Source organism: Agrobacterium sp. NPDC090283 (assembly GCF_044769685.1).
Classification (GTDB): domain Bacteria; phylum Pseudomonadota; class Alphaproteobacteria; order Rhizobiales; family Rhizobiaceae; genus Agrobacterium.
Genome location: NZ_JBIVYG010000016.1, coordinates 62857 through 84426, shown reverse-complemented (window position 1 = coordinate 84426; position 21570 = coordinate 62857). Strand labels below are relative to the sequence as shown.

The window sequence follows — 21570 nt, the reverse complement described above, 5'->3', positions numbered from 1 at the left end:
TCTATTTAAATCGATACGAAATTGCTCCTTTGTCCCGATGCCGGGATGCGCCCCATTTTTCATGCTGCCGGTTGTCACTCAAAGGAATGACGGCACGATTGTTTTACGGTAACGTTGCCGGAGGGAGGAAATCGCAAAGCCGGATAAACGTATCGCAAACGTGTGGCTGCGGCTTTGCGGGCATCCATTCTCCCCAGATTCTGACACAAGCCTGCAGCATAATGCCGGCCAGTCTTCTTTGAATTCATACCATGCAGGGTCCGATCATGATTTCTTCTTCCTCGCCCGAATCCGTCATTGATCTTGCCGGGCCCTGGCGCCTGACCTCGGTGGAAGGAGACCATGCCACCCAGCTTTCCGTACCGGGTGATATTCACACCGCGCTCAAAAATGCGGGCATCATTCCCGATCCCTATCACGGCGCCAATGAAAAGGCGGTGCAATGGGTGGCGCAGCGGGACTGGATCATCGAGCGCACATTTATTCTCGATGAAGCCGATGCCAGCTGGTATCTCGATATCGATTATCTCGATACCGTTGCCATCGTTTTCGTCAACGACATTCCCGTGTTGAGCGCCGACAATTGCTTCCGCCGTTACCGCCCCGATATCTCCCGGGCGGTTCGGCCGGGTGAAAACACCATCCGCATTCATTTCCATTCCAACATCGCGGCCGGCGCGGAACGGCAGGCGCGGCAGCCATTTTACATTCCCTATCACCCGGGCAATTCGCCCATCGCCAATGGCAACATGCTGCGCAAGCCGCAATGCCATTTCGGCTGGGACTGGAACATCGCGATTGCTCCGCTTGGCCTTTACGGCAAAATCCTGCTGAAGCGGCTCGATACCGCCCGCATCGAACATGTCGTCACCTCGCAGCACCATGTCGAAGGCGGCGTCGAGCTGCATGTGGCCATCACGCTGTTTGCCGAAGGCCCCGCAAGTCTGCCGGTCTATCTCTCTCTCAACGATGAAAGGCTGAGACTCGATTGCGGTGTCGGTGCAGGCGAAACGGTGGTGCGCCACGTCTTCTTCTTGGAAAATCCGGACCTCTGGTGGCCGGCCGGCAGTGGCGAGCAAACGCTCTACAACCTCACGGTGGAACTGCCCGATGAGACCGTCACCCGCCAGATCGGCTTCAGAACCATCGAGCTTCTGACCGACACGGATGAGGCCGGCAGCCGCTTCGCCTTCCGCATCAATGGCCGGGAGATTTTCTGCCGCGGCGCCAACTGGATTCCTGCCGACGCGCTTTATTCGCTCACCAGCCGGGAAAAGACTGAAGATCTTCTCTGCTCCGCGGTTGAGGCCAATATGAACATGATCCGTGTCTGGGGCGGCGGGTTCTATGAGGAAGACTGGTTCTACGATCTCTGCGACCGTCTCGGCCTGCTGGTCTGGCAGGATTTCATGTTCGCCTGCAATCTCTATCCCTGCAGCGAGGACTTTCTCGACAATGTCGAACACGAGGTCGATTATCAGGTGAAACGCCTCTCCTCCCACCCCTCCATCGCGCTTTGGTGCGGCGATAACGAGCTGGTGGGCGCGCTGACCTGGTTCGATGAATCCCGCAACAATCGCGACCGCTATCTCGTCGCCTATGATCGTCTGAACCGCACCATCGAAAGAGCCCTGAAAAAAGCCGCCCCCGAAGCGCTCTGGTGGCCATCGAGTCCCGCGTCGGGTTACCTCGATTACGGCGATGCATGGCACGCAGATGGTTCCGGCGACATGCACTACTGGTCGGTCTGGCACGAGAACAAGTCATTCGATAATTATCGCTCGGTGAAACCGCGTTTCTGCTCCGAATTCGGTTTCCAGTCCTACACGTCCATGCCCGTCATCCGCACCTATGCGGAAGAAAAGGACATGAACATCGCCTCCCCGGTCATCGAGCTGCACCAGAAGAATGTCGGCGGCAATGAGCGGATTGCCGGCACCATGTTCCGCTATTTCCGCTTCCCCAGGGATTTCGAGAATTTCGTTTATCTGAGCCAGGTCCAGCAGGCGCTGGCGATCCGCACGGCGGTGGATTATTGGCGCTCGCTGAAACCCCATTGCATGGGCACGCTGTACTGGCAACTGAACGACACCTGGCCGGTCGCCTCATGGTCCAGCCTCGATTATGGCGGCGGCTGGAAGGCGCTGCATTATGCTGCTCGCCGCTTTTTCCAGCCGGTCACGGTCTCGGCCATCCCTTCGGAGGATGGACGCCGGGTGAGCTTCTCCATGGTCAACGACACGGCGGAAGATGTCGAGATCGACATGAATATCATCGCGCTGACCATGGACGGCAATCGTGTACCGCTGAAATCCGCCAATGGCGCATGCGCAACGGACAAGGCCGCGACCTTGACCGATATCGACATGGACGGCCTGCCGGATGGCGCCATCCTCGCGTGGAACTTCATCGCCTCGAACGGCATGACCGGCGAAGGCCACCATGTGCGCGACACCTATAAAGCACTGGAGCTTCAGCCCGCCGGCCTGAGCTTCACGACAAACACGTTGAAAAACGGCCAGTTCGAAATCGACATCACGGCAACCGGTCTTGCGCTCTTTGTCATGCTGGAGGCGGACCAGCCGGGACGATATTCCGACAACCTCTTCGATCTTTCCGCCGGCGAAACGCGTCGCATCATCTTCACCCCGAAGACGGGTGGCGGGCAGCCGCATTTCCGCGTCTTCGATCTTCATACCTGCCAGTCCTCGCCCAATCCCGGCCCAATCCCGGCCCAATCCCGGCATTGAAACCATGCGGAGAAAGGCATAACCATCCCTCTGGGGAATGACAGGTGCGCCCGCACCTGTTTTCATCGGTTCAAAGGGTTGCCGGGTTCTCCGGCAGCCAGTCATCAGCAAGTGGAGGAAGACCCATGGTTTGGCAACCGGCCGAAAACCGATACGCGTCCATGAAATACAATCATTGCGGCAAGACCGGCCTGAAACTGCCGGCAATCTCGCTGGGACTCTGGCACAATTTCGGCAACGACACGCCGCACCAGACGAAACAGGCCATTTGCCGCCGTGCCTTCGATCTCGGCATCACCCATTTCGATCTGGCCAACAATTACGGCCCGCCGCCCGGCAGCGCCGAAACCGCCTTCGGTGAAATCCTCAAAACGGATTTTGCCGGCTATCGCGACGAGATGATCATCTCCTCCAAGGCCGGTTACAACATGTGGCCCGGCCCCTATGGTGAATGGGGCAGCCGCAAATATCTGATCTCTTCCTGCGACCAGAGCCTGAAGCGCATGGGGCTGGACTACGTCGACATATTCTACTCCCACCGTTTCGACCCCAACACGCCGCTTGAGGAAACCTGCGGCGCGCTGGACCAGATCGTGCGCTCGGGCAAGGCGCTTTACGTCGGCATTTCCTCCTACAATTCGAAGCGCACCCGCGAGGCCGCCGCCATCCTCAAGGACCTCGGCACGCCTTGCATCATCCATCAGCCGAGCTATTCGATGATCAACCGCTGGATCGAGGAAGACGGTCTCGTCGATACGCTGGAAGAACTGGGCATCGGCTCCATCGTCTTCTCACCGCTGGCGCAGGGCATGCTGACAACGAAATATCTCGGCGGCGTGCCGCAGGGCAGCCGTGCATCACAGAGCAAGTCGCTGAACCCCGCCTTCCTCAACGAGCGCAATGTTGAAAACATCCGCTCCCTCAACAGCATTGCCGAACGCCGCGGCCAGACGCTGGCGCAAATGGCGATTGCCTGGGTTCTGCGCGGCGGTCGCATCACCTCGGCGCTGATCGGCGCAAGCCGTGTCGAACAGGTTGAAGACTGCGTGAAGGCGCTCGACAATGCCGAGTTCTCCACCGAGGAGCTGGCGGAAATCGATCGTTACGCCAGGGATGCGGATATCAACCTCTGGGCAAAATCCGCCGAACGGGTCTGATACAGAAAGGGTCGCCCGGTTACGCCGGGCGGCCTGCACGCTCCGAAACTTGCGCCAAGAAACTCAAAACAAAAGATTAACTCCCGCCCCTAAGCATTAACAACCATTACATAAATGTAATTTTAAATTCAGTTTCCGTTCATTCGTTTATTCGTAAGTTCTCCTCATCGAAACCCGAGAGGAAACTTCCATGAAAAAGTTCGTCACCATTCTTCTGGCAGCCACCGTTCTTGCAGCTCCGATGGCACAGGCCCAGAGCCGCCACGACGATCGCCATCGCGGCGTCACCGTCGAGCGTCAGGTCACCACCAAGAAAGTCATCGTCAAGAAGCACCGCTGGGATCGCGGCCAGCGCCTCTCGGCCCGTGAGCGCCGCAACATGGTGGACCGCCGTGACTACCGCCGTTACCACCTTGCAGAACCGCGCCGCGACCAGCGCTGGGTGCGCGTCGACAACCAGTTCCTGCTGATCAACGCTGTCAGCGGCCTCATCGTCGGCCTCGCCGCTGCCCGCTGAGTTGAAGCAGCAACCGAAATGAAAAAGGCCCGCTTGCGCGGGCCTTTTGTTTTTATCACTTCAGCCGATCAGAAAATGTCGGCGCCGCTGCCCCATGGGCCGTGCGGCTTGTCGACACCGTCGGTGCGTTCGAAACCATGCGCGCCGAAGAAGTCGCGCTGCGCCTGAATGAGGTTGGCGCTGCCGCGGCCGCGGCGATAGGCGTCGAAATAGCCGAGTGCCGAAGCCAGCGCCGAAACAGGCAGGCCGGAGAGCACGGCGTAGGAAACCACGCGGCGCAGCGGCGCATCGGTATCCTTGACGATGGCGGCGAAGGCAGGCGTCACGATGAGGTTGGCCACATGCGGATCCTTGGTGAAGGCCGAGGTGATCTCATCGAGGAATTCCGAACGGATGATGCAGCCGGCGCGCCAGATGCGGGCGATCGTCGGCATCGGCAGGTTCCAGTTGAACTCCTTCGAAGCAGCCGACATGATGGCGAAGCCCTGCGCATAAGCACCGACCTTGGCGGCCAGAAGCGCGCTTTCCAGATCGGCGATGAAGGCTTTTCTGTCAGCCGGTGCCGCTGCGAGGGTCGGCAGGCCAAAAATCTTCTCGGCAGCTTCGCGCTCGTCCTTCTGCGACGACAGGATACGGGCAGCCACGGCCGCCTCGATGGCGGTTGCGGCGACGCCCATGTTCTGGGCCTCGATGACCGACCACTTGCCGGTGCCCTTCTGGCCGGCCTTGTCGAGGATCAGATCGACCATCGGCTTTCCGGTGATCGGATCGGCGGCGCGCAGAACCTTCTCGGTGATTTCGATCAGGTAGGAATTCAGGCGGCCCTTGTTCCATTCGGCGAAGACATCGGCGATTTCGACGGCGCTCATGCCAAGGCCATCACGCAGGATGCCGTAGATTTCGGCGATCATCTGCATGTCGGCATATTCGATGCCGTTATGGATGGTCTTGACGAAATGGCCGGCGCCGTCATTGCCGAGCCATGCCACGCACGGATCGTCATTATACTTGGCGGAAATGGAGGTCAGCACCTTCTCGACACGCTTCCAGCTGTCTTCCGTGCCGCCGACCATGATCGACGGTCCATGACGTGCGCCTTCTTCACCGCCGGAGACGCCCATGCCGATAAAGGTCAGGCCGCTATCCTTCAGATTGTCGAAACGGCGGATCGTATCGCGGAAATTGGCATTGCCGGCGTCGATCATGATGTCGCCATTGGCGAGATGGGGCTTCAGGATTTCCATCTGCTGGTCAACCGGATCGCCGGCCTTGATCATGATGATGATCGGGCGCGGAGGACGAATTGCAGCGACGAATTCCTCGATGGTTTCGCAGGGAATGATCTGGCCCTGCAGTTCGCCCGCATCGGCGTAGAATTTTCGTGTAACTTCCGGGGTTCGGTTGAATACGGCAATCTTGTTGCCCTTTTCCGCGATGTTCAACGCCAGGTTCGAGCCCATGACGCCGAGACCGATCAAACCGATTTCTGCCTGTTCCACGGATGTGCCTCCATCTTGCTTTTAGGTGGTCGTGTTGTGGCACTGTAATGGACAAACGGCAAGGCTAGCCGGGACTGAAACGATTAAATTTTGATGACGCAAGTCAGCTTTGCATATTTGCGACAGGTCAAGGCCAGTTCAAAACTGATCTTTTGCGTCCCCTTCAAGAGGGCCGTGGCCGGTCGTCACCATCATCGATTACCCGCCAGGCAGCCCCGTCCATATCGTCATATTGCCCTGATCGAACCGACCAGAGGAAGGCGAAAAGCCCGAGCGCGCCCAGAAACAGCGCGACGGGAATGAGATAGATCAACATGTTCATGCCAGTTGCGCCCCCTCGCCCGCAAATCCTGTTTTTACGTCGCTCCGGGGACGAGTGGTTTCCGCCGCACCGGCGAGGCGCAAGGCATTGGCAACGACGATCAGTGAAGATGTCGACATCGCAATGGCCGCGATCATCGGCGTCGCATAACCGGCAATCGCAATCGGCACGGCGATGATATTATAGCCGATGGCAAGCGCGAAATTCTGCCGGATAAGCCTTCCGGCCCGCTGCGATGTCTCGATCGCAAAAGGCACGGCATCGAGATCCTCCTGCATGAACACGAAATCCGCGGCCTGACGGCCAATATCGGCGGCGGTGGCGGGCGCCATGGAAACATGGGCAGCAGCGAGCGCCGGCGCATCGTTGATACCGTCTCCCACCATCAGCACCCTGCGACCCTCGCTGGCAAGTTCGGCGCAGCGCGCCGCCTTGTCCTTCGGCGACAGGTCCGCACGCCAGTTGCCGATCCCCAATCGCTGCGCCATGGCGCTGACGGCGGCGGCCCGGTCACCCGAAACGATTTCCTGCACAAGGCCCCGCGCAGACAGGCTACGCAAAGCCGCAACCGCACCCGCGCGCGGATTATCCTCGAAACCGAAGCTCGCCAGTTGATGGCCATCGAGCGACAGCACCACTTCCGACCGCGCATCGCCATTGTCGGTCTGTGCCTCATCCGGGCAGGCGAAACGGCGATTACCGAGCCGGTAGATGCCGGCTTCCGTCTCGGCCTCGACACCCGAGCCTGGAATTTCCCGCACCACCTCATAGGCCGGCAAGGCACCGCTATAAGCGGCATGCAGGGCTTTCGAGAGAGGATGACGCGAATGGGCGGCAAGTCCCGCCGCAATTGCCATGGTGGCCGGCTTCACATCACCTGTCTCGACCAGTCTCGGTTTACCAACGGTCAGCGTGCCGGTCTTGTCGAACAGCACGGTGTCGATTTCGGCCAGCCGCTCCATGGCCGAGCCTTCCTTGACCATGATGCCGTGCCGGAAGAGCCGTCCAGCGGCCACCACCTGCACGACGGGAACGGCAAGGCCCAGCGCACAGGGGCAGGTAATGATGAGAACCGCAATGGCAATCAGCATCGCCTGTTTCCAGTCCCCGCCAAAAATGCCCCAGCCGAGGAATGTAACCAGCGCGAGAAGATGCACCACGGGTGAATAATAGCTTGCGGCGCGGTCGGCGATACGGCGGTAACGCGCCCGCCCGCCTTCGGCCGCCTCCATCAACCCGATCACTTCCGACAGGAAGGAGTCCCTGGCCGAGGCGGTCACCCGAGCGGTGAGCGAACCGGTGAGGTTGAGCGTGCCGGCCTGCAGGCTGTCGCCTGCCGCAACGCGACGCGGCGCGCTTTCACCATTGACGATGGACATGTCGAGATCGCTGCTGCCGGAGACGACCACGGCATCCACCGCCACACGATCACCTGCCGCAATCGCAATCGACATTCCGGGTTGAACATCGGCAAGCTGGCGATATTCCCGCGTTCCATCCTCCCCGATAACGGTCGCGCCGCGCGGTGACAGCCGGGCCAGTCCGGCAATGGCCGAGCGCGCCTTGTCGCGCATGATATGGTCCAGCGTGCGGCCGATCAGCAGGAAGAACAGCAGCGATACGGTCGCGTCGAACCAGGCATGTTCACCGTGATGGATCGTTTCCCACAGCGAAACGGCATAAGAGAGCGTGATGGCAAGCGCGATCGGCACATCCATGTTGGTGCGGCCGTGTTTCAGCGCGTTCCAGGCAGATTGATAGAAGAAACGCCCGCCATAGATCAGCGCCGGCGCGGCGATCATCGCCGAAATCCAGTGGAACATGTCGCGCGTCGCCGCATCCGCCCCCGACCAGACGGAGACGGACAGAAGCATGATATTGGCTGAAGCAAAACCGCACAGCGCCACCGCCCTGATCAGCTGCGAGCGCAACGCGTCGGAAGCATCCTGCCCGCTGGCGAAAAGATGAGTGCGGTATCCCGTCGACAGAATTGCACGGGCAATCTCGGCGGGATCGGTCCTGACGCCATTGACCTCTTCCCTCCAGACAACCGCCACACGTTTGGATGACAGGTTCACCCGCGCGCGTTCCACCTGTGGCAAACGGTTAAGCGCAGTCTCGATGGTTGTGATGCAGGCGCCGCAATAAACATCCGGCACGCTGAGATCGGTCTGACGCAGCCCCTGCCCCAGATCGCGGCTCGCCAGCAGCAATTCCTCCGACGATGGTGGATTGACCGGCTCGCCGAGTTGAAGCGAGCCTTCCGTTCCCGGTGCACAGCAGCTCATTGACGTCCCCTGATAACGGCAATCCGCGTGCCCTCATGCACGATGATCCGGCCGTCCTTGACGGCGGTGACCTCGACGATCCATTGCCCCGGCAGCATGTCATGTGCGCCGGTAAAGACGCCGGTGGTGGCCGGGGCCAGTTCCATGTCGAAATTCTGGCTTTCACCCACAGGCCGACGAAAATGCGCCGTCACCGTATCCGTATCGATCGGACCTTTATCGGGATGGAAAACCTCGTAACGCACGGTCTTCTCATCCACCACGAGCCTGCCCTTGATGCCGGTTGCAGCCCGTGCCTTGGCGGCTTCCGCCTTGGCATTGAACTGCTGGCTGGCAACATAGGTGTTGGGCACGACGAGCCCGCTCCAGCTGTGGACCGCATTCCAGGCCATGATCATGTTGACGGTGATGATGGTGCCGAAGAACAGCACCATGACGCCGAGCATGTGCCAGCCGGTGAAAACGAAGCCGGATGTCTGGCGATTGTTGACTGTCATTTTTTCACTCCCGGAGCATTGAAGACCGCATCGTAGCGGGCCGTTTCATGGCCGGCCGTATCACTGACGATGAATTCGAAATTCTCCGCCGCCCGCGCGATATCCTTGCCCGGCAGGGTGACGAAGACCTTCAGCGTCGTCGCCTCATCCGGCTCCACCGTCACCTCGAAGGCGCGCGCGGCCGTATCCGGCATGCCGTTTATCTTCATCACCGCATTCGGAAGGCCTTCTATCGTCAGGCTCATCACGCGCGGCTGCGGCACCATGTTGAGAATGCGCACGGTATAGCCGTTACGGATCGACCCGTTCGATTCCAGCACATATTGCGGATTACGGTCGTGCAGGACATTGAGCGCCAGCCGCTCGCGCGTCACCAGCGCAAACAGCATGCCGATGCCGACAGCAGCCCAGATGGCGGTATAAAGCAGCGTGCGCGGCCGGAAGATGATGCGCCAGTTGAAGTGGCGGACACGCTTGCTGAAACTGCCGTCCTCCTCACGCACATTGGTGGGGCGGATGGCGTATTCGCCATTGCCGGTCGCCAGCGCCATGTTGGACTGATATTCGGACAGCGTCGCATAGGCGATCAGCCCGCGCGGCTTGCCGATCTTGTCCATCACCCCGTCACAGGCATCGATGCAGAGCGCGCAGGTGATGCATTCCAGCTGCTGCCCGTCCCTGATGTCGATGCCCATGGGACAGACCGCGACACAGGCATTGCAATCGACACAGTCGCCGATGCTCTCCCCAGCTGCCGCAGCCTTCTTGGCGTGCCGCGAGCGCGGTTCGCCGCGCCAGTCATTATAGGTGACGACAAGCGAATTCTCATCCAGCATCGCCGCCTGGATGCGCGGCCAGGGACACATGTAGGTGCACACCTGTTCCCGCATCAGCCCGCCGAAGACATAGGTGGTAGCGGTCAGCGTGGCGACGGTCGAGTAGGCAATCATCGGCGCCTGCCCGGTCATGAACTGCATCGCCAGCGTCGGCGCATCGGCGAAATAGAAAATCCAGGCGCCGCCGGTCAGAACGCCAATCACCAGCCAGATCGCATGTTTCAGCACCCGCTTGCGCAATTTGCCAAATGTGAAGGGCGCCGCGTCCAGTTTCATGCGGGCGTTCCTGTCGCCCTCGATCGCCCGTTCGACCACCAGAAACAGGTCGACCCAGACGGTCTGCGGACAGGTGTAACCGCACCATGCACGCCCGACGGCTGATGTGACGAGAAACAGCCCCAGCCCCGCCATGACCAGCAGGCCGGCAACAAAAAAGAACTCCTGCGGCCAGATTTCGATGAAGAAGAAATAAAAGCGCCGGTTGGCGATATCGATCAGCACCGCCTGATCCGGCGCATAGGGACCGCGGTCCCAGCGCAGGAACGGCGTCAGATAATAAATGCCGAGCGTGACCAGCATCACCAGCCATTTGAACCGCCGGAACCTGCCTTCGGCGCGCTTCGGAAAAATCTTCTTGCGCGCTTCGTAAAGCGGTTTGCGCGTTTTTGCGGAATTGACGGCTTCCGCCTCCAGCCTTTCGACGGGCTGTTGCAGGCGATCCTGTCCGGCGCGATAGATGTTCATGATAGGAGTCCATTTTTATCTCCTTGCTTTCTCCCATCTCAGCAGGGAAACATCCTTGACTTACATCAAGTGACGACAAAGTGGCGCAGGGAGGGACCGCGCCGCAGAGGGAGGACGAGATGCCTGTCATGCAGTCGAGAATCATTCACCTGTCAGTCGAAAAGCCGTGGGCACAGGTCTATGGTTTCGCCTCCGACCCGCAGAACATGCCGCGCTGGGCGGCAGGTCTGGGCGGCGGGCTGAAGCCGGATGGCAACGACTGGATTGCCGATGGCGGGCCGCTTGGCGAGGTGCGGGTGAATTTTGCGCCCGCCAACGAATTCGGCGTCATAGATCACGTCGTCACATTGCCGGACGGCCTGAAGGTCTATAACGCGCTTCGGGTAACGCCGAATGGCAGCGGCGCGGAAGTGAGCTTCACGCTGCTTCGGCTTGACGGCATGACGGACGAGGAGTTCGAGCAGGACGCGAGCGCGATCACGGCCGATCTCGAAACGCTGAAATCCCTGCTTGAAGCGGATTGATGGAGTAAATGATGACAGAAAATGCCAATGACCGGCGCATCGACTATGTCGAATTCAACGTCGCCGACATCGAACGCAGCAAGGAATTTTACGGCGGCGCATTCGGCTGGACCTTCAAGGATTACGGTCCGCAATATTGCGAATTTTCCGATGGCCGGCTGACCGGCGGTTTCACCACCACCGCGCCGGTTTCGGCCAGGGGCGGACCGCTCGTCATTCTCTACGCCGCCGATATCGAGGATGTGCAGCGGCGTGTCGAAGCCGCCGGCGGACAGATCAGCGTTGCGATCTTCGGCTTTCCCGGCGGCCGACGTTTCCATTTCACCGATCCGGATGGATACGAACTGGCCGTTTGGTCGGACAAATAAAAAAGGCCGCATCGCGGCCCGTCTCCTGAATCTCTCCCCCGTCATCCTCGGGCTTGACCCGAGGATCCACCGCTGGTGGCACCATGGATCCTCGGGTCAAGCCCGAGGATAACGTCGAATCTGGGAGGGACGCGTCATCACCGTGAGGGCCGCATCACGCGGCCCTTTCCTTTTCTGCCGGAAAGCTTACTCGCCCCCACCAAGCGAATGCACGAAGATCGCCAGCTGCTTGACGGTCGTGTCACCGAGACGCTCACCCCAGGCGGGCATGACGCCGTGCTTGGGCGAACGGATCTGCGAGACGATGCCTTCCTCCCCATGCGACTTCAGCCAGATCGCATCGGCCAGATTGGGCGCGCCGAATTCGCGATTACCCTTGGCGTCTTCCCCGTGGCACGAGGCGCAATTGTCGGCAAAGAGCTGCTTGCCGGGTTCCACCAGCGCCGGGTTGGAAGGCGTGCCGGTAAGGCTGACGACATAGGCCGCGACCTCGCGGATTTCGTTCGACTGGAGGATGTCGCCGAAGGCCGGCATTTCCGAAGCGCGCGTATCAGGATCATCGGCAAAACGGATGCCGTGCTTCACCGTCGTGTAGATATCGTCGGCACTGCCGCCCCACATCCAGTCATCGTCATTGAGGTTGGGATAACCCTGCCCGCCTTCCGCGCCCGAACCGTGACACTGAATGCAATTGACCTTGAAAGCGGCTGCACCGCCGGAAAGGGCGAACTGCATCAGGGTCGGGTCCGCCTGGATTTCGGCAAGCGAGGAATTGGCGATCCTGTCGACATAAACGCTCTGCGCCTGTTTCGCATCGGCGATTTCGGTGGCGATTTCGCCGCGGCTGCTCCAGCCGAGCAGCCCTTTTGTTGCGCCCGATATCAGCGGGTAAGCCGGATAGGCGATGGTATAACCGATGGCCCAGAGGATCGTGAAATAAAAGGTCCAGACCCACCAGCGCGGCATGGGATTGTTCAGCTCGCGGATACCGTCCCATTCGTGGCCGGTGGTTTCGACGCCGCTGATGTCATCAATGTGTTTTTCGGACATATCCTAGTCCTCCTTGAGCGGAATGCTGGCGGCATCGTCCGCGGCTTGTCTGGAGCCGGGGCGAAGGGTGAAAACGACGACGCCGGCGAAGAACAGGGTCATGGCAAGCAGGCCCCAGCTGTCGGCGAAGTGGCGCATGGCCGTATAGGTTTCCATCGTTTCGCCTCCTCACCGGTATCCGGCGGCATCGTCATAGGTCGAGAAATCGACCAGCGTGCCGAGCATCTGCAGATAGGCGACCAGAGCATCCATTTCGGTAAGCTTGGCCGGATCGCCGTCGAAATCGCCGACCTTCGCCTTCGGGTAACGCGCCAGAAGTTCCGACGAATCCGCATTCGGGTCCGCCTGGGCGGCCAGATCGGCTGCGGACTTCTCGATCATCTCGTCGCTATAGGGCACACCGACGGCGCGGTTGGCCTTAAGCTCCATCGAGATATCGGTGATCTTCAGCGGTGTCGTCTTGAGGAAGGCGTATGATGGCATGATCGATTCCGGCACCACGGAGCGCGGATCGGCCAGATGCTGCACGTGCCATTCGTTCGAATAACGATCGCCGACGCGCGCGAGGTCCGGCCCCGTGCGCTTGGAACCCCACTGGAACGGATGGTCATACATGGATTCCGCCGCAAGGCTGTAATGTCCGTAACGCTCCACCTCGTCGCGGAATGGACGGATCATCTGGCTGTGGCAGACATAACACCCCTCGCGGATGTAGATGTTGCGCCCGGCCAGTTCCAGCGGCGTGTAGGGTCGCATGCCCTCCACCTTCTCGATGGTGTTTTCGAGATAAAAGAGCGGTGCGATTTCCACGATACCGCCGATGGAGACGACCAGCAGCGAGCCGACCAGAAGCAGCGTGGCGTTGCGTTCGATGACGCCGTGTTTGTCAAGTATGGACATCGGCCTCTCCTTATTCAGCAGGCTGCAGCGAAGGAGCCGCGTCCTTGCGGGCGCCCTCCTCGCGTTGATGACCGAGGATGGTCATCGTGACGTTGTAGGCCATGATCAGCGCGCCGCTGAGGAACATCAGCCCGCCCAGTGCACGCATCACGTAATAGGGGAACAGTGCTGCGACCGATTCCGCGAAGGAATAGACGAGGAAGCCCTGGCTATCATATTCGCGCCACATCAGAGCCTGCTGGATGCCGGCCACCCACATGACGGCGGCGTAAACGACGATGCCGAGCGTTGCGAGCCAGAAGTGCCAGTTGACCAGTTGCAGGCTGTAGAGACGGTCCCTGCCCCACAGTTTCGGCGTCAGGTAATAGATCGCGCCGAAGGTGATCATGCCGTTCCAGCCAAGCGCGCCGGAATGAACGTGGCCGATGGTCCAGTCGGTATAGTGGCTGAGCGAGTTGACGGCCTTGATCGACATCATCGGACCTTCAAAAGTCGCCATGCCGTAGAAGGCCACCGCCATCACCATCATGCGCACGACGGGATCGGTGCGGATCTTGTCCCATGCGCCCGAAAGCGTCATCAGGCCGTTGATCATGCCGCCCCACGAGGGCATCCACAGCATCACCGAGAACACCATGCCGAGCGTCTGCGCCCAGTCGGGCAGCGCGGTATAGTGCAGATGGTGCGGACCGGCCCAGATATACATGAAGATCAGCGCCCAGAAGTGGATGATCGACAGGCGGTAGGAATAGACCGGGCGGTTCACCTGCTTCGGAATGAAATAATACATCATACCGAGGAAGCCGGCGGTCAGGAAAAAGCCGACGGCGTTATGGCCGTACCACCATTGCGTCAGCGCATCCTGCACGCCGGAGAACGCCGAATAGCTCTTGACGCCCAGAAACGACACGGGCACCGCCAGATTATTGACGATGTGCAACATGGCGATGGTGACGATGAAGCCGAGATAGAACCAGTTCGCCACATAAATATGTGGCTCCTTGCGCATGAAGATCGTGCCGAGGAAGGTCACGAGATAGGCGACCCAGACGATGGTCAGCCAGATATCGACATACCATTCCGGCTCCGCATATTCGCGGCCCTGGGTGATGCCGAGCAGGTAACCGGTGGCGGCCATGATGATGAAGAGGTTGTAGCCCCAGAAGACGAACCAGCCGAGATTGCCGCCGAACAGGCGCGCCCGACAGGTTCTCTGCACCACATAAAAGGACGTGGCGATCAGCGCATTTCCGCCGAAAGCGAAGATCACCGCCGATGTGTGCAGCGGCCGCATGCGGCCGAAATTGAAATAAGGTGCGATGTTGAGATCGGGAAAGGCAAGCTGAAGCGCCACCACGACCCCGACCAGAAAACCGACGACACCCCAGAACACGGTGGCGATGACGCCGTATTTCACCACCTCGTCGAAATATTCCGACTTGCGGCGGGCGAGCGCGGCCGGATCGACAGGCGCGAAGGAGACACGGCGCAACAGAAGCACCGTGCTGACCAGCAGTGTAAAGAACAGCACCCACATATGGGCGGCGAAAAGACTGTCATGGGCAAAGGCTGCCCCGAGCAACGCGAGAAAGGCCCCAAGGGCCACGATCGCGGTTTCTAACGTGTAATTCATTGTTGGTTTCCCCCAACGTGCAAGCCGACCGACGAAAGGCAGGTTGTGCGCCTGGGAGAGCGGAAACGCGCCTTTGCGTCGGTTGGAGCATTGCCACCGGCAGAGCAACGCCACCTTGATCCAGATCAAGAAAGCAAAGCTGTCGCAGCCCCGGTAAAACAGGGTTGGGCTTCGTGAAAGGAATTGCGGAAGAACAAAACACCGGGCCTTGTCGCGGCGGTTTCGGTCATGTTTGAAATCCATCGATCCCCACTGCCAAGCCACTGGATTTCCATCGAGACTTCACGCTAATCCTGATATTGTCGTGTTTGGCGCGAGAACTCTGGTGAGGATCACGGTGCGGCATGGGTAACAAGGGGCGGGATATTCTCGCAGGGCTTTCCGTCGCCGGGCTGATGTTACCGGAGGCGATCGCTTATTCCGGCATCGCCGGTGTTCCGCCCCAGCATGCATTATACGCCGCCATGGCAGGCTGTCTTGTTTATGCCCTTCTTGGCCAGAGCCGTTTCGCCATCATCTCGCCCACCTCGTCATCCGCCGCGATCCTTGCGGCCATGCTGACCGCGCTCGTGCCTCAGCCCGGGCAGAAAATGCTGCTGGTCGCGGTCGCGGTGTTTCTTGTCGGGCTGCTGTTCCTTGCCGCCGGCACGTTGCGGCTGGGCGCCCTGTCGAGCGTCATTTCGAGGCCCGTGCTGCGCGGCTTCGCCTTCGGACTGGCAATTCTCATTTCGCTCAAACAGTTTCCCGCGATCTTCGGTGTGCCGGAAGCGGGGGCCGGCACATTCGAGGCGATCTGGCAGATCCTGACCCATCCCGGCGAATGGAACGGTTTCAGCCTGTCGATCGGCATCGGCGCCCTTGTCCTGCTGCTTTTCGCAAGACGGTATCCGCAGCTTCCGGGAAGCCTCATCATCATTGCGCTGGCAATCCCCATCTCGGTCCTGTTCGATTTGCAGCAACGCGGTGTCGATGTTGTCGGCACAATCGATCTGTCCGGTATCTGGGGAAATTTCACCGCGATCTCCCTAGACGAACTGGCGCATGTGGCGCGTTTCGCCCCGCCTCTGGTGCTGATCCTGTTTGCCGAATCCTGGGGAACGATACGCGGCCTGTCATTGCGCCACGGGGAAAATGTGGATGCCAATCGTGAACTGAAAACGCTTGGTATTGCGAATGTCGCGAGTGCGGCACTGCAGGGAATGCCTGTCGGAGCTGGGTTTTCCGCCGGTGCCGCAAGCGAAGCGGCCAATCCGCGCACGAGAATGGCCTCGGCAATCGCGGCAATCGGACTCGCCGGCTTCACTTTTGCGGCGGCCGACTGGTTTGCCTATATCCCGCATGCCGCCCTTTCCGCCATCATCATCGTGGCCTTGCTTCATGCACTGGATCCATCTCCGTTTTTCAGGCTGTGGCGGCTGCGACAGGACCTCGTGCTTGCCCTGGCGGCAACCGCCGGCGTGCTTTTCCTCGGCGTGCTGAACGGGATGCTGGCGGCAATCGCGCTGTCTTTCGCCGTGTTCCTGCAGCGGCTTTCGTCCCCGCGCATCGTGATGCTCGGCCGCCTCGGGGCGACCCACGACTTCGTTGACGTGAAGCGGCATCCCGATGCCGCAACGCCTGCCGGCATGCTCCTCCTGCGCCCGGCACAGCCGCTGTTTTTTGGAAATGCCGAGCCGACATTCGCGGAGATCACCCGCCGCATCCTCGCGAGACCAGACACAAAGGCCGTCATCATCAGCCTCGAAGAAACATTCGAACTCGATACGACGGCTCTCGATGTCCTGCTGGAATTCGACGCCAGCCTGCGCGGGCGCAATATCGGAATTCGCTATGCGCGAATGCACGATGCGGTGCGCGATGTTGTCGCCGCCGGTGGCGGAGACGATCTTTTGCGTCGGGCAAACTACAGCGTTGACGATGCCGTTGCCGCGATGGACGATCTCAAGGAGAAGAAATGACCCACATTTATGAGCCACGTCTGTCTCGTATCGCCATCGACAAGCTACGACCGACGCAGATCGCCGTCGGCTTCCGCGAGGTGGAGCTGAAAAGAAAGGAGTGGCGTGAAACCAGGAAAAAAGACGGAGACGGGTTCCTGGGGAGCCACATCGTTCCGGTCGTGGCCGGTCCCAAGGACAGGATTTATCTCATCGACCACCATCACCTCGTTCTCGCTCTCTCCAAGGAGGGCGTGGAACATGTGCTGACAAGCGTGGTCGCCAAGTTTTCCCACCTTGGCAAGGATGAGTTCTGGTCAGTGATGGACCATCGCAACATGATCTATCCTTTCGACGCCCAGGGTCTGCGGCGGCAAACCGGCGACATCCCGAAAAACATACACGATCTCGAGGATGATCCCTTCAGATCGCTCGCCGGAGCCCTGCGCATGGCTGGCGGTTACGCGAAAGTCGTTATTCCCTTCTCCGAATTCGGCTGGGCCGATTTTCTAAGACGTCGAATCGATCGTGATCTCCTCAGCGACTCCTTTGACGAAGCGCTGGCCGAAGCGATGAAACTGGCGAAATCACGGGAGGCGCGGCATCTTCCAGGCTGGTGTGGGGTCGAGGAATGAATGTTTTACGTTGCCTTTTGAGGTTCTGCGCCCGCCTGCTGGCTCTCTGGCTGGCCCTGTGCCTGTTTTCTTGCTCCGCCGTCTTCGCCCAGACCTCGACGCCCGCAAATCCAGCAAATCTGACCACGGAACAGAAAGTCGATGAGCTCCTCAACCTCATGGGGCAGGACGATGTTCGCAGCCTGCTGGCGCAACGGCTGTCCGATACGTCTGACGTGGCCGCCCCTGATGACGGCAACATGAGCGTACTCGACCAATGGGCAAGCAAGCGGCGCGAACATCTGGCACGGCTCGCCGGTGATGCCCCGGCTATTCCCGGGGAATTGTCTAAGGCGGGAACAACGCTCGTCAACGAAATCGAGGCTTATGGCCTTCTCCGTTTCCTCGCCCATGTCGCGCTGCTTTTCGGAGTGGGCATCGCGGCCGGGATCGCGACCTACCGGATAACCGCCGCCCGCACCGCGCGTGCCCTGCCCGGCAATGTCGCCGAATTTGCCCTGGCGACCGCCTCGAGACGCCTGCTGCCGGTGGTGGGATATGGCCTTTCGGCGGCGATCATGTTCTTCACCATCCCATGGCCGCCGCTCTTGAGCGCGGTTCTGCTTCCCTGGCTCGCGGTCAGCATCGGCCTTCCGCTCGTGAAAGCGGTCATCGACCTGTTGAAACGCGTCATCAGTGACGGTCTGAATTCACGCCGCCAATTCTGGCTCACGCGCTCTTTCGATCTTCTGGCTGTTGCGATGATGTGCTGGGCCGTGCTGCGCATGCTTGTCAGCCTCGGGGTGACGGCTGCCGCGGTCAAACTGATCTCCTATGCGATGATCGCGGCACTCTTTGCCCTTGGCGTCTATTTTATCTGGCGTCAGCCGCAGGCGGACGCGAATACCGAACGCCGGCGGTCGCTGGATGTGGCCTTCACCTTTTACCTGTTCATTCTGTTTGCCGTCTGGATCGCGGGTGCCGGCGTATTTTTCTGGTTGGGATTTTTTGCGCTGGTTCTTCCCGGTGCTGTCGGCACGCTGGGAATAGCGGCGCGAAAAACCGCGACAGCAATGGGCGGTTATTCCGAGACGGATTTCCGCCCGGTTCTGGCGCAACGCAGTGTCCGGCTGCTGGTGCTGGGCGCCGCCGTCATATGGCTCCTGTTCCTCATCAGGAACCATCCGGGCGCGCTTCCGGGCGGATCAACCGTGAGCGCGATGTTTACAGGCCTCTTGCATGGTATTCTGGTCCTGCTCTTTGCGGATATCTTCTGGGTGGCGATCAAGACCGTGATTGCGCGGCGGCTGGAGATGAATGCACCAGCGACAAGCGAGCATGGCGTGCCCGCCTCGGACGACCGATTGCAGACAATCCTGCCGATCCTGCGCAACATGCTGGGAATCCTGATCGGCGCCGTCAGCGTCATGACGGTTCTGTCCGAACTTGGGGTCAACATAGGCCCCCTGCTCGCCTCCGCCGGGATTTTCGGGATCGCCATCGGTTTCGGTTCGCAGACGCTGGTGAAGGACATCATCAGCGGCGTGTTCTACATGATCGACGACGCTTTCCGGGTGGGTGAATATATTCAGAGCGGTTCATACAAGGGAACCGTGGAGTCCTTCAGCATTCGCTCGGTGAAACTGCGTCACCATCGCGGGCCGATCTATACCGTGCCCTTCGGATCGCTCGGCGCTGTCGAAAACATGAGCCGCGACTGGTCGATCGACAAGTTTCTCGTGACCGTTGCCTTCGACACCGACCTCGCCAAAGTGAAATCGATTACCCGCGAGATCGGCAAGGCACTGAAGGATGATCCGGAATTCGGGCCGATGCTCATCGAGACGGTCAAGCTCAAGGGTGTCGAACAGTTCGGAGAATACGGCATGACGCTCGGTTTCGGCATGATGGTGAAACCAAACGGCCAACAATCGATCATCCGCCGAAAAGCCTATTCAATGCTGAAGGATGCCTTTGAGAAGAACGGGATAGAATTCGCGACGATGAGCGGCACCTCTCCCGGAAAACCAAAGTCGGGTCCACAACCGCCCGAGGAACCGCCATCGGAAATGACCGACAATCTCAGACCATAGCGTGGCAACAGGCCGCCGCGAACGTTTCAGGCTCGCTCAGCCGGCAGGCTCCCGTTTCAGCCCTTCATCTTCAGCGGCAGACCGGCGGCGACGAAATAGACCTCGCCGGCAATGGCCGCGATGCGCTGGTGCAGTCGGCCGGCGTGATCGCGGAATTCGCGCGCCATGCGGTTTTCCGGCACGATGCCGAGACCGACCTCGTTCGAGACGAGGATCATCTTTGCACGCGTCGATGCGATTGCCGCCTCCAAACCCGCGAAGGCGGTCTCCATATCGGCATTCTCCATCATCAGATTGGTGAGCCATAATGTCAGGCAGTCGATGAGGATGACGTTGTCAGGGCCGTCGAGCCGCTGCAGCACGGCGGCAATATCGACCGGCGCTTCATGGGTGGTCCACTCTCCCCCGCGTCGTTCCTGATGATGGCTGATACGGTCCCGCATCTCGTCATCCCATGCCCGGCCCGTTGCGAGATAATGCAGGCGTCCGCCGGCTTTTCCCGCAAGCTCCTCCGCAAAACGCGACTTGCCGGAGCGCGCACCGCCAAGAATGAAAACGGAGCGGTTTTTATCTGTCATCGGAAACCTGAAAGAAGAGAATGAAGCGGACCGGCATCTTTTCGATATCGCAAGCCAGAGACAGGCGGACATGAAGGGAACGATTCGTAGAAAAAGGCGTCCCCCGGTTGCTCATGCCGGACTGCCGCTGATACCGGGCCGGAGAGACAAAACCTGCCTGCAGGATGCGGGACATATCAGCCGTGGCAACTCCGGATACCGGCAACACCGGTCCTGATGAAAGGCTAGGTGCGAACGGCCAGTCTGTCAATCGGCCGTTACCGTCGGCGAAAAATCAGGCGGAACCGGTACGCAAAACCTGAACCCGGAACCGGCAGACCTTTCGTCCGCGACAGGATTGATAAAGCGACTTGGTTACCGGAAAGTTAGCGAAAAACAGAATGATGAAAGCGCAACTCCAAAGGAGAATATCGGCTGAGGGCAGCCGCCGCCATTGCCTTGCCATGGCCTTCAAATCAATATGCTTTCCAAGATTCGCAAACAGCAAGGTGGCCCGCCCGTGATGACCGTCATGGACTATATCTCGATCGTCGTTTTCATCCTGCTATGGGCTGTCTATACGCACGTCACGACGGGATCGCGGTTGTTTTCGCGCGCCAGCCTCAATCAGGCCATGGCCGAGCGTCGTCGCGACTGGATCATGAATTCGCTGAAGCGCGACCTGAAGATGATCGATACGCAGATCATGGCCGGCCTGCAAAACGGCACGGCCTTTTTCGCCTCCACTTCCATCTTCGCCATTGGCGGCTGTTTCGCCCTTCTGGGCGCCACCGAACAGGTCGAATCGGTGTTTCGCGACATGCCCTTCGTGCATTATGCCGGGCGCACCGCCTTCGAACTGAAGGTCATCGGGTTGACCTGCCTGTTCGGTTATTCCTTCTTCAAATTCGGCTGGTCCTATCGCCTGTTCAACTATTGCACCATCCTGTTCGGCGCCATCCCCATGGTCCACGATGTCGGTGCGGATCGCGAAGCGGCGGAGCGCGCGGCCGAAAACGTCATAAAGATGAACATCATCGCTGCTAAGAACTTCAATGACGGCCTGCGGACGATCTTCCTGTCCATCGGTTATCTCGGCTGGTTCATCAGCCCCTATGTCTTCATCGCCAGCACCGTCATCATCATCGTGGCGCTGTTGCGCCGCCAGTTCTTTTCAGAGGCCCGCCGCGCCATCATGGAAGAAAACCGGCCTTGAAATAGCCGCACTTAAAGGGCCAAGCCCACACCTCATTTCAAGCGAATCCAAGTGAATGCCGGCCCCTC

Annotated in this window: 19 protein-coding genes; 9 read left to right on the top strand and 10 right to left on the bottom strand. The window is 59.8% G+C overall.

All coding sequences use genetic code 11. From position 1 onward, the window contains the following. The first annotated feature begins 251 nt into the window (after nucleotides 1-251). The 3 genes from ACIQUH_RS20950 to ACIQUH_RS20940 all read left to right on the top strand — a co-directional run bounded on the left by ACIQUH_RS20950 (nucleotide 252) and on the right by ACIQUH_RS20940 (nucleotide 4424). Entirely contained in the window at nucleotides 252-2750 is a 2499-nt protein-coding gene (locus ACIQUH_RS20950) for a glycosyl hydrolase 2 galactose-binding domain-containing protein (RefSeq protein ID WP_400818507.1), read from the top strand. Between the two features lie 125 nt (nucleotides 2751-2875). Beyond that, nucleotides 2876-3907: an L-glyceraldehyde 3-phosphate reductase gene (gene mgrA, locus ACIQUH_RS20945; RefSeq protein WP_400818505.1), complete on the top strand. Its 1032-nt coding sequence runs from the start codon at nucleotides 2876-2878 to the stop codon at nucleotides 3905-3907. A 190-nt stretch (nucleotides 3908-4097) separates the two neighbouring features. Further along, nucleotides 4098-4424, top strand: coding sequence for an RcnB family protein (locus ACIQUH_RS20940; RefSeq protein WP_003525025.1), 327 nt, complete (start codon nucleotides 4098-4100; stop codon nucleotides 4422-4424). Nucleotides 4425-4492: 68 nt separating this feature from the next. Here the strand turns inward: ACIQUH_RS20940 and gndA are convergent, their stop codons facing one another. The 5 genes from gndA to ccoG all read right to left on the bottom strand — a co-directional run bounded on the left by gndA (nucleotide 4493) and on the right by ccoG (nucleotide 10610). Next, a complete protein-coding gene (gene gndA / locus ACIQUH_RS20935; RefSeq protein ID WP_137003540.1) occupies nucleotides 4493-5923 on the bottom strand; it encodes an NADP-dependent phosphogluconate dehydrogenase in 1431 nt (476 codons plus the stop codon). A 163-nt stretch (nucleotides 5924-6086) separates the two neighbouring features. After that, complete coding sequence (gene ccoS / locus ACIQUH_RS20930; RefSeq protein WP_035223387.1) at nucleotides 6087-6245, bottom strand: cbb3-type cytochrome oxidase assembly protein CcoS; 159 nt, start codon at nucleotides 6243-6245, stop codon at nucleotides 6087-6089. After that, on the bottom strand, nucleotides 6242-8533 hold the full coding sequence (locus tag ACIQUH_RS20925) for a cation-translocating P-type ATPase (RefSeq protein WP_400818501.1): 2292 nt from the start codon (nucleotides 8531-8533) through the stop codon (nucleotides 6242-6244). Before ACIQUH_RS20925 ends, ccoS begins: the two co-directional genes overlap by 4 nt. Further along, on the bottom strand, nucleotides 8530-9030 hold the full coding sequence (locus ACIQUH_RS20920) for a FixH family protein (RefSeq protein WP_400818499.1): 501 nt from the start codon (nucleotides 9028-9030) through the stop codon (nucleotides 8530-8532). The genes ACIQUH_RS20925 and ACIQUH_RS20920 overlap by 4 nt, the downstream gene beginning before the upstream one ends. Continuing rightward, nucleotides 9027-10610, bottom strand: a complete 1584-nt coding sequence (gene ccoG / locus ACIQUH_RS20915) for a cytochrome c oxidase accessory protein CcoG (protein WP_400818497.1) — start codon at nucleotides 10608-10610, stop codon at nucleotides 9027-9029. The genes ACIQUH_RS20920 and ccoG overlap by 4 nt, the downstream gene beginning before the upstream one ends. 119 nt (nucleotides 10611-10729) lie before the next feature. Here ccoG and ACIQUH_RS20910 point away from each other — a divergent pair, with 119 nt between their 5' ends. Both ACIQUH_RS20910 and ACIQUH_RS20905 read left to right on the top strand, forming a co-directional pair. Next, complete coding sequence (locus ACIQUH_RS20910) at nucleotides 10730-11134, top strand: SRPBCC family protein (protein WP_137003544.1); 405 nt, start codon at nucleotides 10730-10732, stop codon at nucleotides 11132-11134. 11 nt (nucleotides 11135-11145) lie between these two features. After that, nucleotides 11146-11502 carry a VOC family protein gene (locus ACIQUH_RS20905; RefSeq protein ID WP_400818494.1) on the top strand — a complete coding sequence of 119 codons (357 nt, stop codon included), beginning with the start codon at nucleotides 11146-11148 and terminating at the stop codon, nucleotides 11500-11502. A 186-nt stretch (nucleotides 11503-11688) separates the two neighbouring features. On the opposite strand, the gene ccoP is transcribed toward ACIQUH_RS20905, so the two are convergent. From ccoP to ccoN, 4 genes are read right to left on the bottom strand one after another with little or no spacing between them, the layout of a single operon-like run. Further along, nucleotides 11689-12552, bottom strand: a complete 864-nt coding sequence (ccoP, locus tag ACIQUH_RS20900; RefSeq protein ID WP_400818491.1) for a cytochrome-c oxidase, cbb3-type subunit III — start codon at nucleotides 12550-12552, stop codon at nucleotides 11689-11691. A gap of 3 nt (nucleotides 12553-12555) precedes the next feature. Continuing rightward, entirely contained in the window at nucleotides 12556-12708 is a 153-nt protein-coding gene (locus ACIQUH_RS20895) for a CcoQ/FixQ family Cbb3-type cytochrome c oxidase assembly chaperone (RefSeq protein ID WP_003525003.1), read from the bottom strand. Nucleotides 12709-12720: 12 nt separating this feature from the next. After that, a complete protein-coding gene (gene ccoO, locus ACIQUH_RS20890) occupies nucleotides 12721-13452 on the bottom strand; it encodes a cytochrome-c oxidase, cbb3-type subunit II (protein ID WP_003495954.1) in 732 nt (243 codons plus the stop codon). Between the two features lie 10 nt (nucleotides 13453-13462). Continuing rightward, complete coding sequence (ccoN, locus tag ACIQUH_RS20885; RefSeq protein WP_052818410.1) at nucleotides 13463-15085, bottom strand: cytochrome-c oxidase, cbb3-type subunit I; 1623 nt, start codon at nucleotides 15083-15085, stop codon at nucleotides 13463-13465. Nucleotides 15086-15429: 344 nt separating this feature from the next. Between ccoN and ACIQUH_RS20880 the strand changes: the two genes are divergently transcribed. Genes ACIQUH_RS20880 through ACIQUH_RS20870 form a run of 3 tightly spaced genes read left to right on the top strand, consistent with a single transcriptional unit; the run spans nucleotide 15430 to nucleotide 19729 of the window. Continuing rightward, nucleotides 15430-17043 carry a SulP family inorganic anion transporter gene (locus ACIQUH_RS20880; protein ID WP_400818486.1) on the top strand — a complete coding sequence of 538 codons (1614 nt, stop codon included), beginning with the start codon at nucleotides 15430-15432 and terminating at the stop codon, nucleotides 17041-17043. Further along, on the top strand, nucleotides 17040-17657 hold the full coding sequence (locus tag ACIQUH_RS20875; RefSeq protein WP_400818484.1) for a ParB-like protein: 618 nt from the start codon (nucleotides 17040-17042) through the stop codon (nucleotides 17655-17657). The genes ACIQUH_RS20880 and ACIQUH_RS20875 overlap by 4 nt, the downstream gene beginning before the upstream one ends. Next, complete coding sequence (locus ACIQUH_RS20870) at nucleotides 17654-19729, top strand: mechanosensitive ion channel family protein (RefSeq protein ID WP_400818481.1); 2076 nt, start codon at nucleotides 17654-17656, stop codon at nucleotides 19727-19729. The genes ACIQUH_RS20875 and ACIQUH_RS20870 overlap by 4 nt, the downstream gene beginning before the upstream one ends. Before the next feature lie 56 nt (nucleotides 19730-19785). Here the strand turns inward: ACIQUH_RS20870 and cobU are convergent, their stop codons facing one another. Next, the gene (cobU, locus tag ACIQUH_RS20865; RefSeq protein WP_400818478.1) at nucleotides 19786-20307 is read right to left on the bottom strand and encodes a bifunctional adenosylcobinamide kinase/adenosylcobinamide-phosphate guanylyltransferase; all 522 of its coding nucleotides are present in this window, start codon (nucleotides 20305-20307) and stop codon (nucleotides 19786-19788) included. A gap of 502 nt (nucleotides 20308-20809) precedes the next feature. Between cobU and ACIQUH_RS20860 the strand changes: the two genes are divergently transcribed. Continuing rightward, entirely contained in the window at nucleotides 20810-21502 is a 693-nt protein-coding gene (locus tag ACIQUH_RS20860; RefSeq protein WP_400818640.1) for a DUF599 domain-containing protein, read from the top strand. Nucleotides 21503-21570 lie beyond the last annotated feature (68 nt).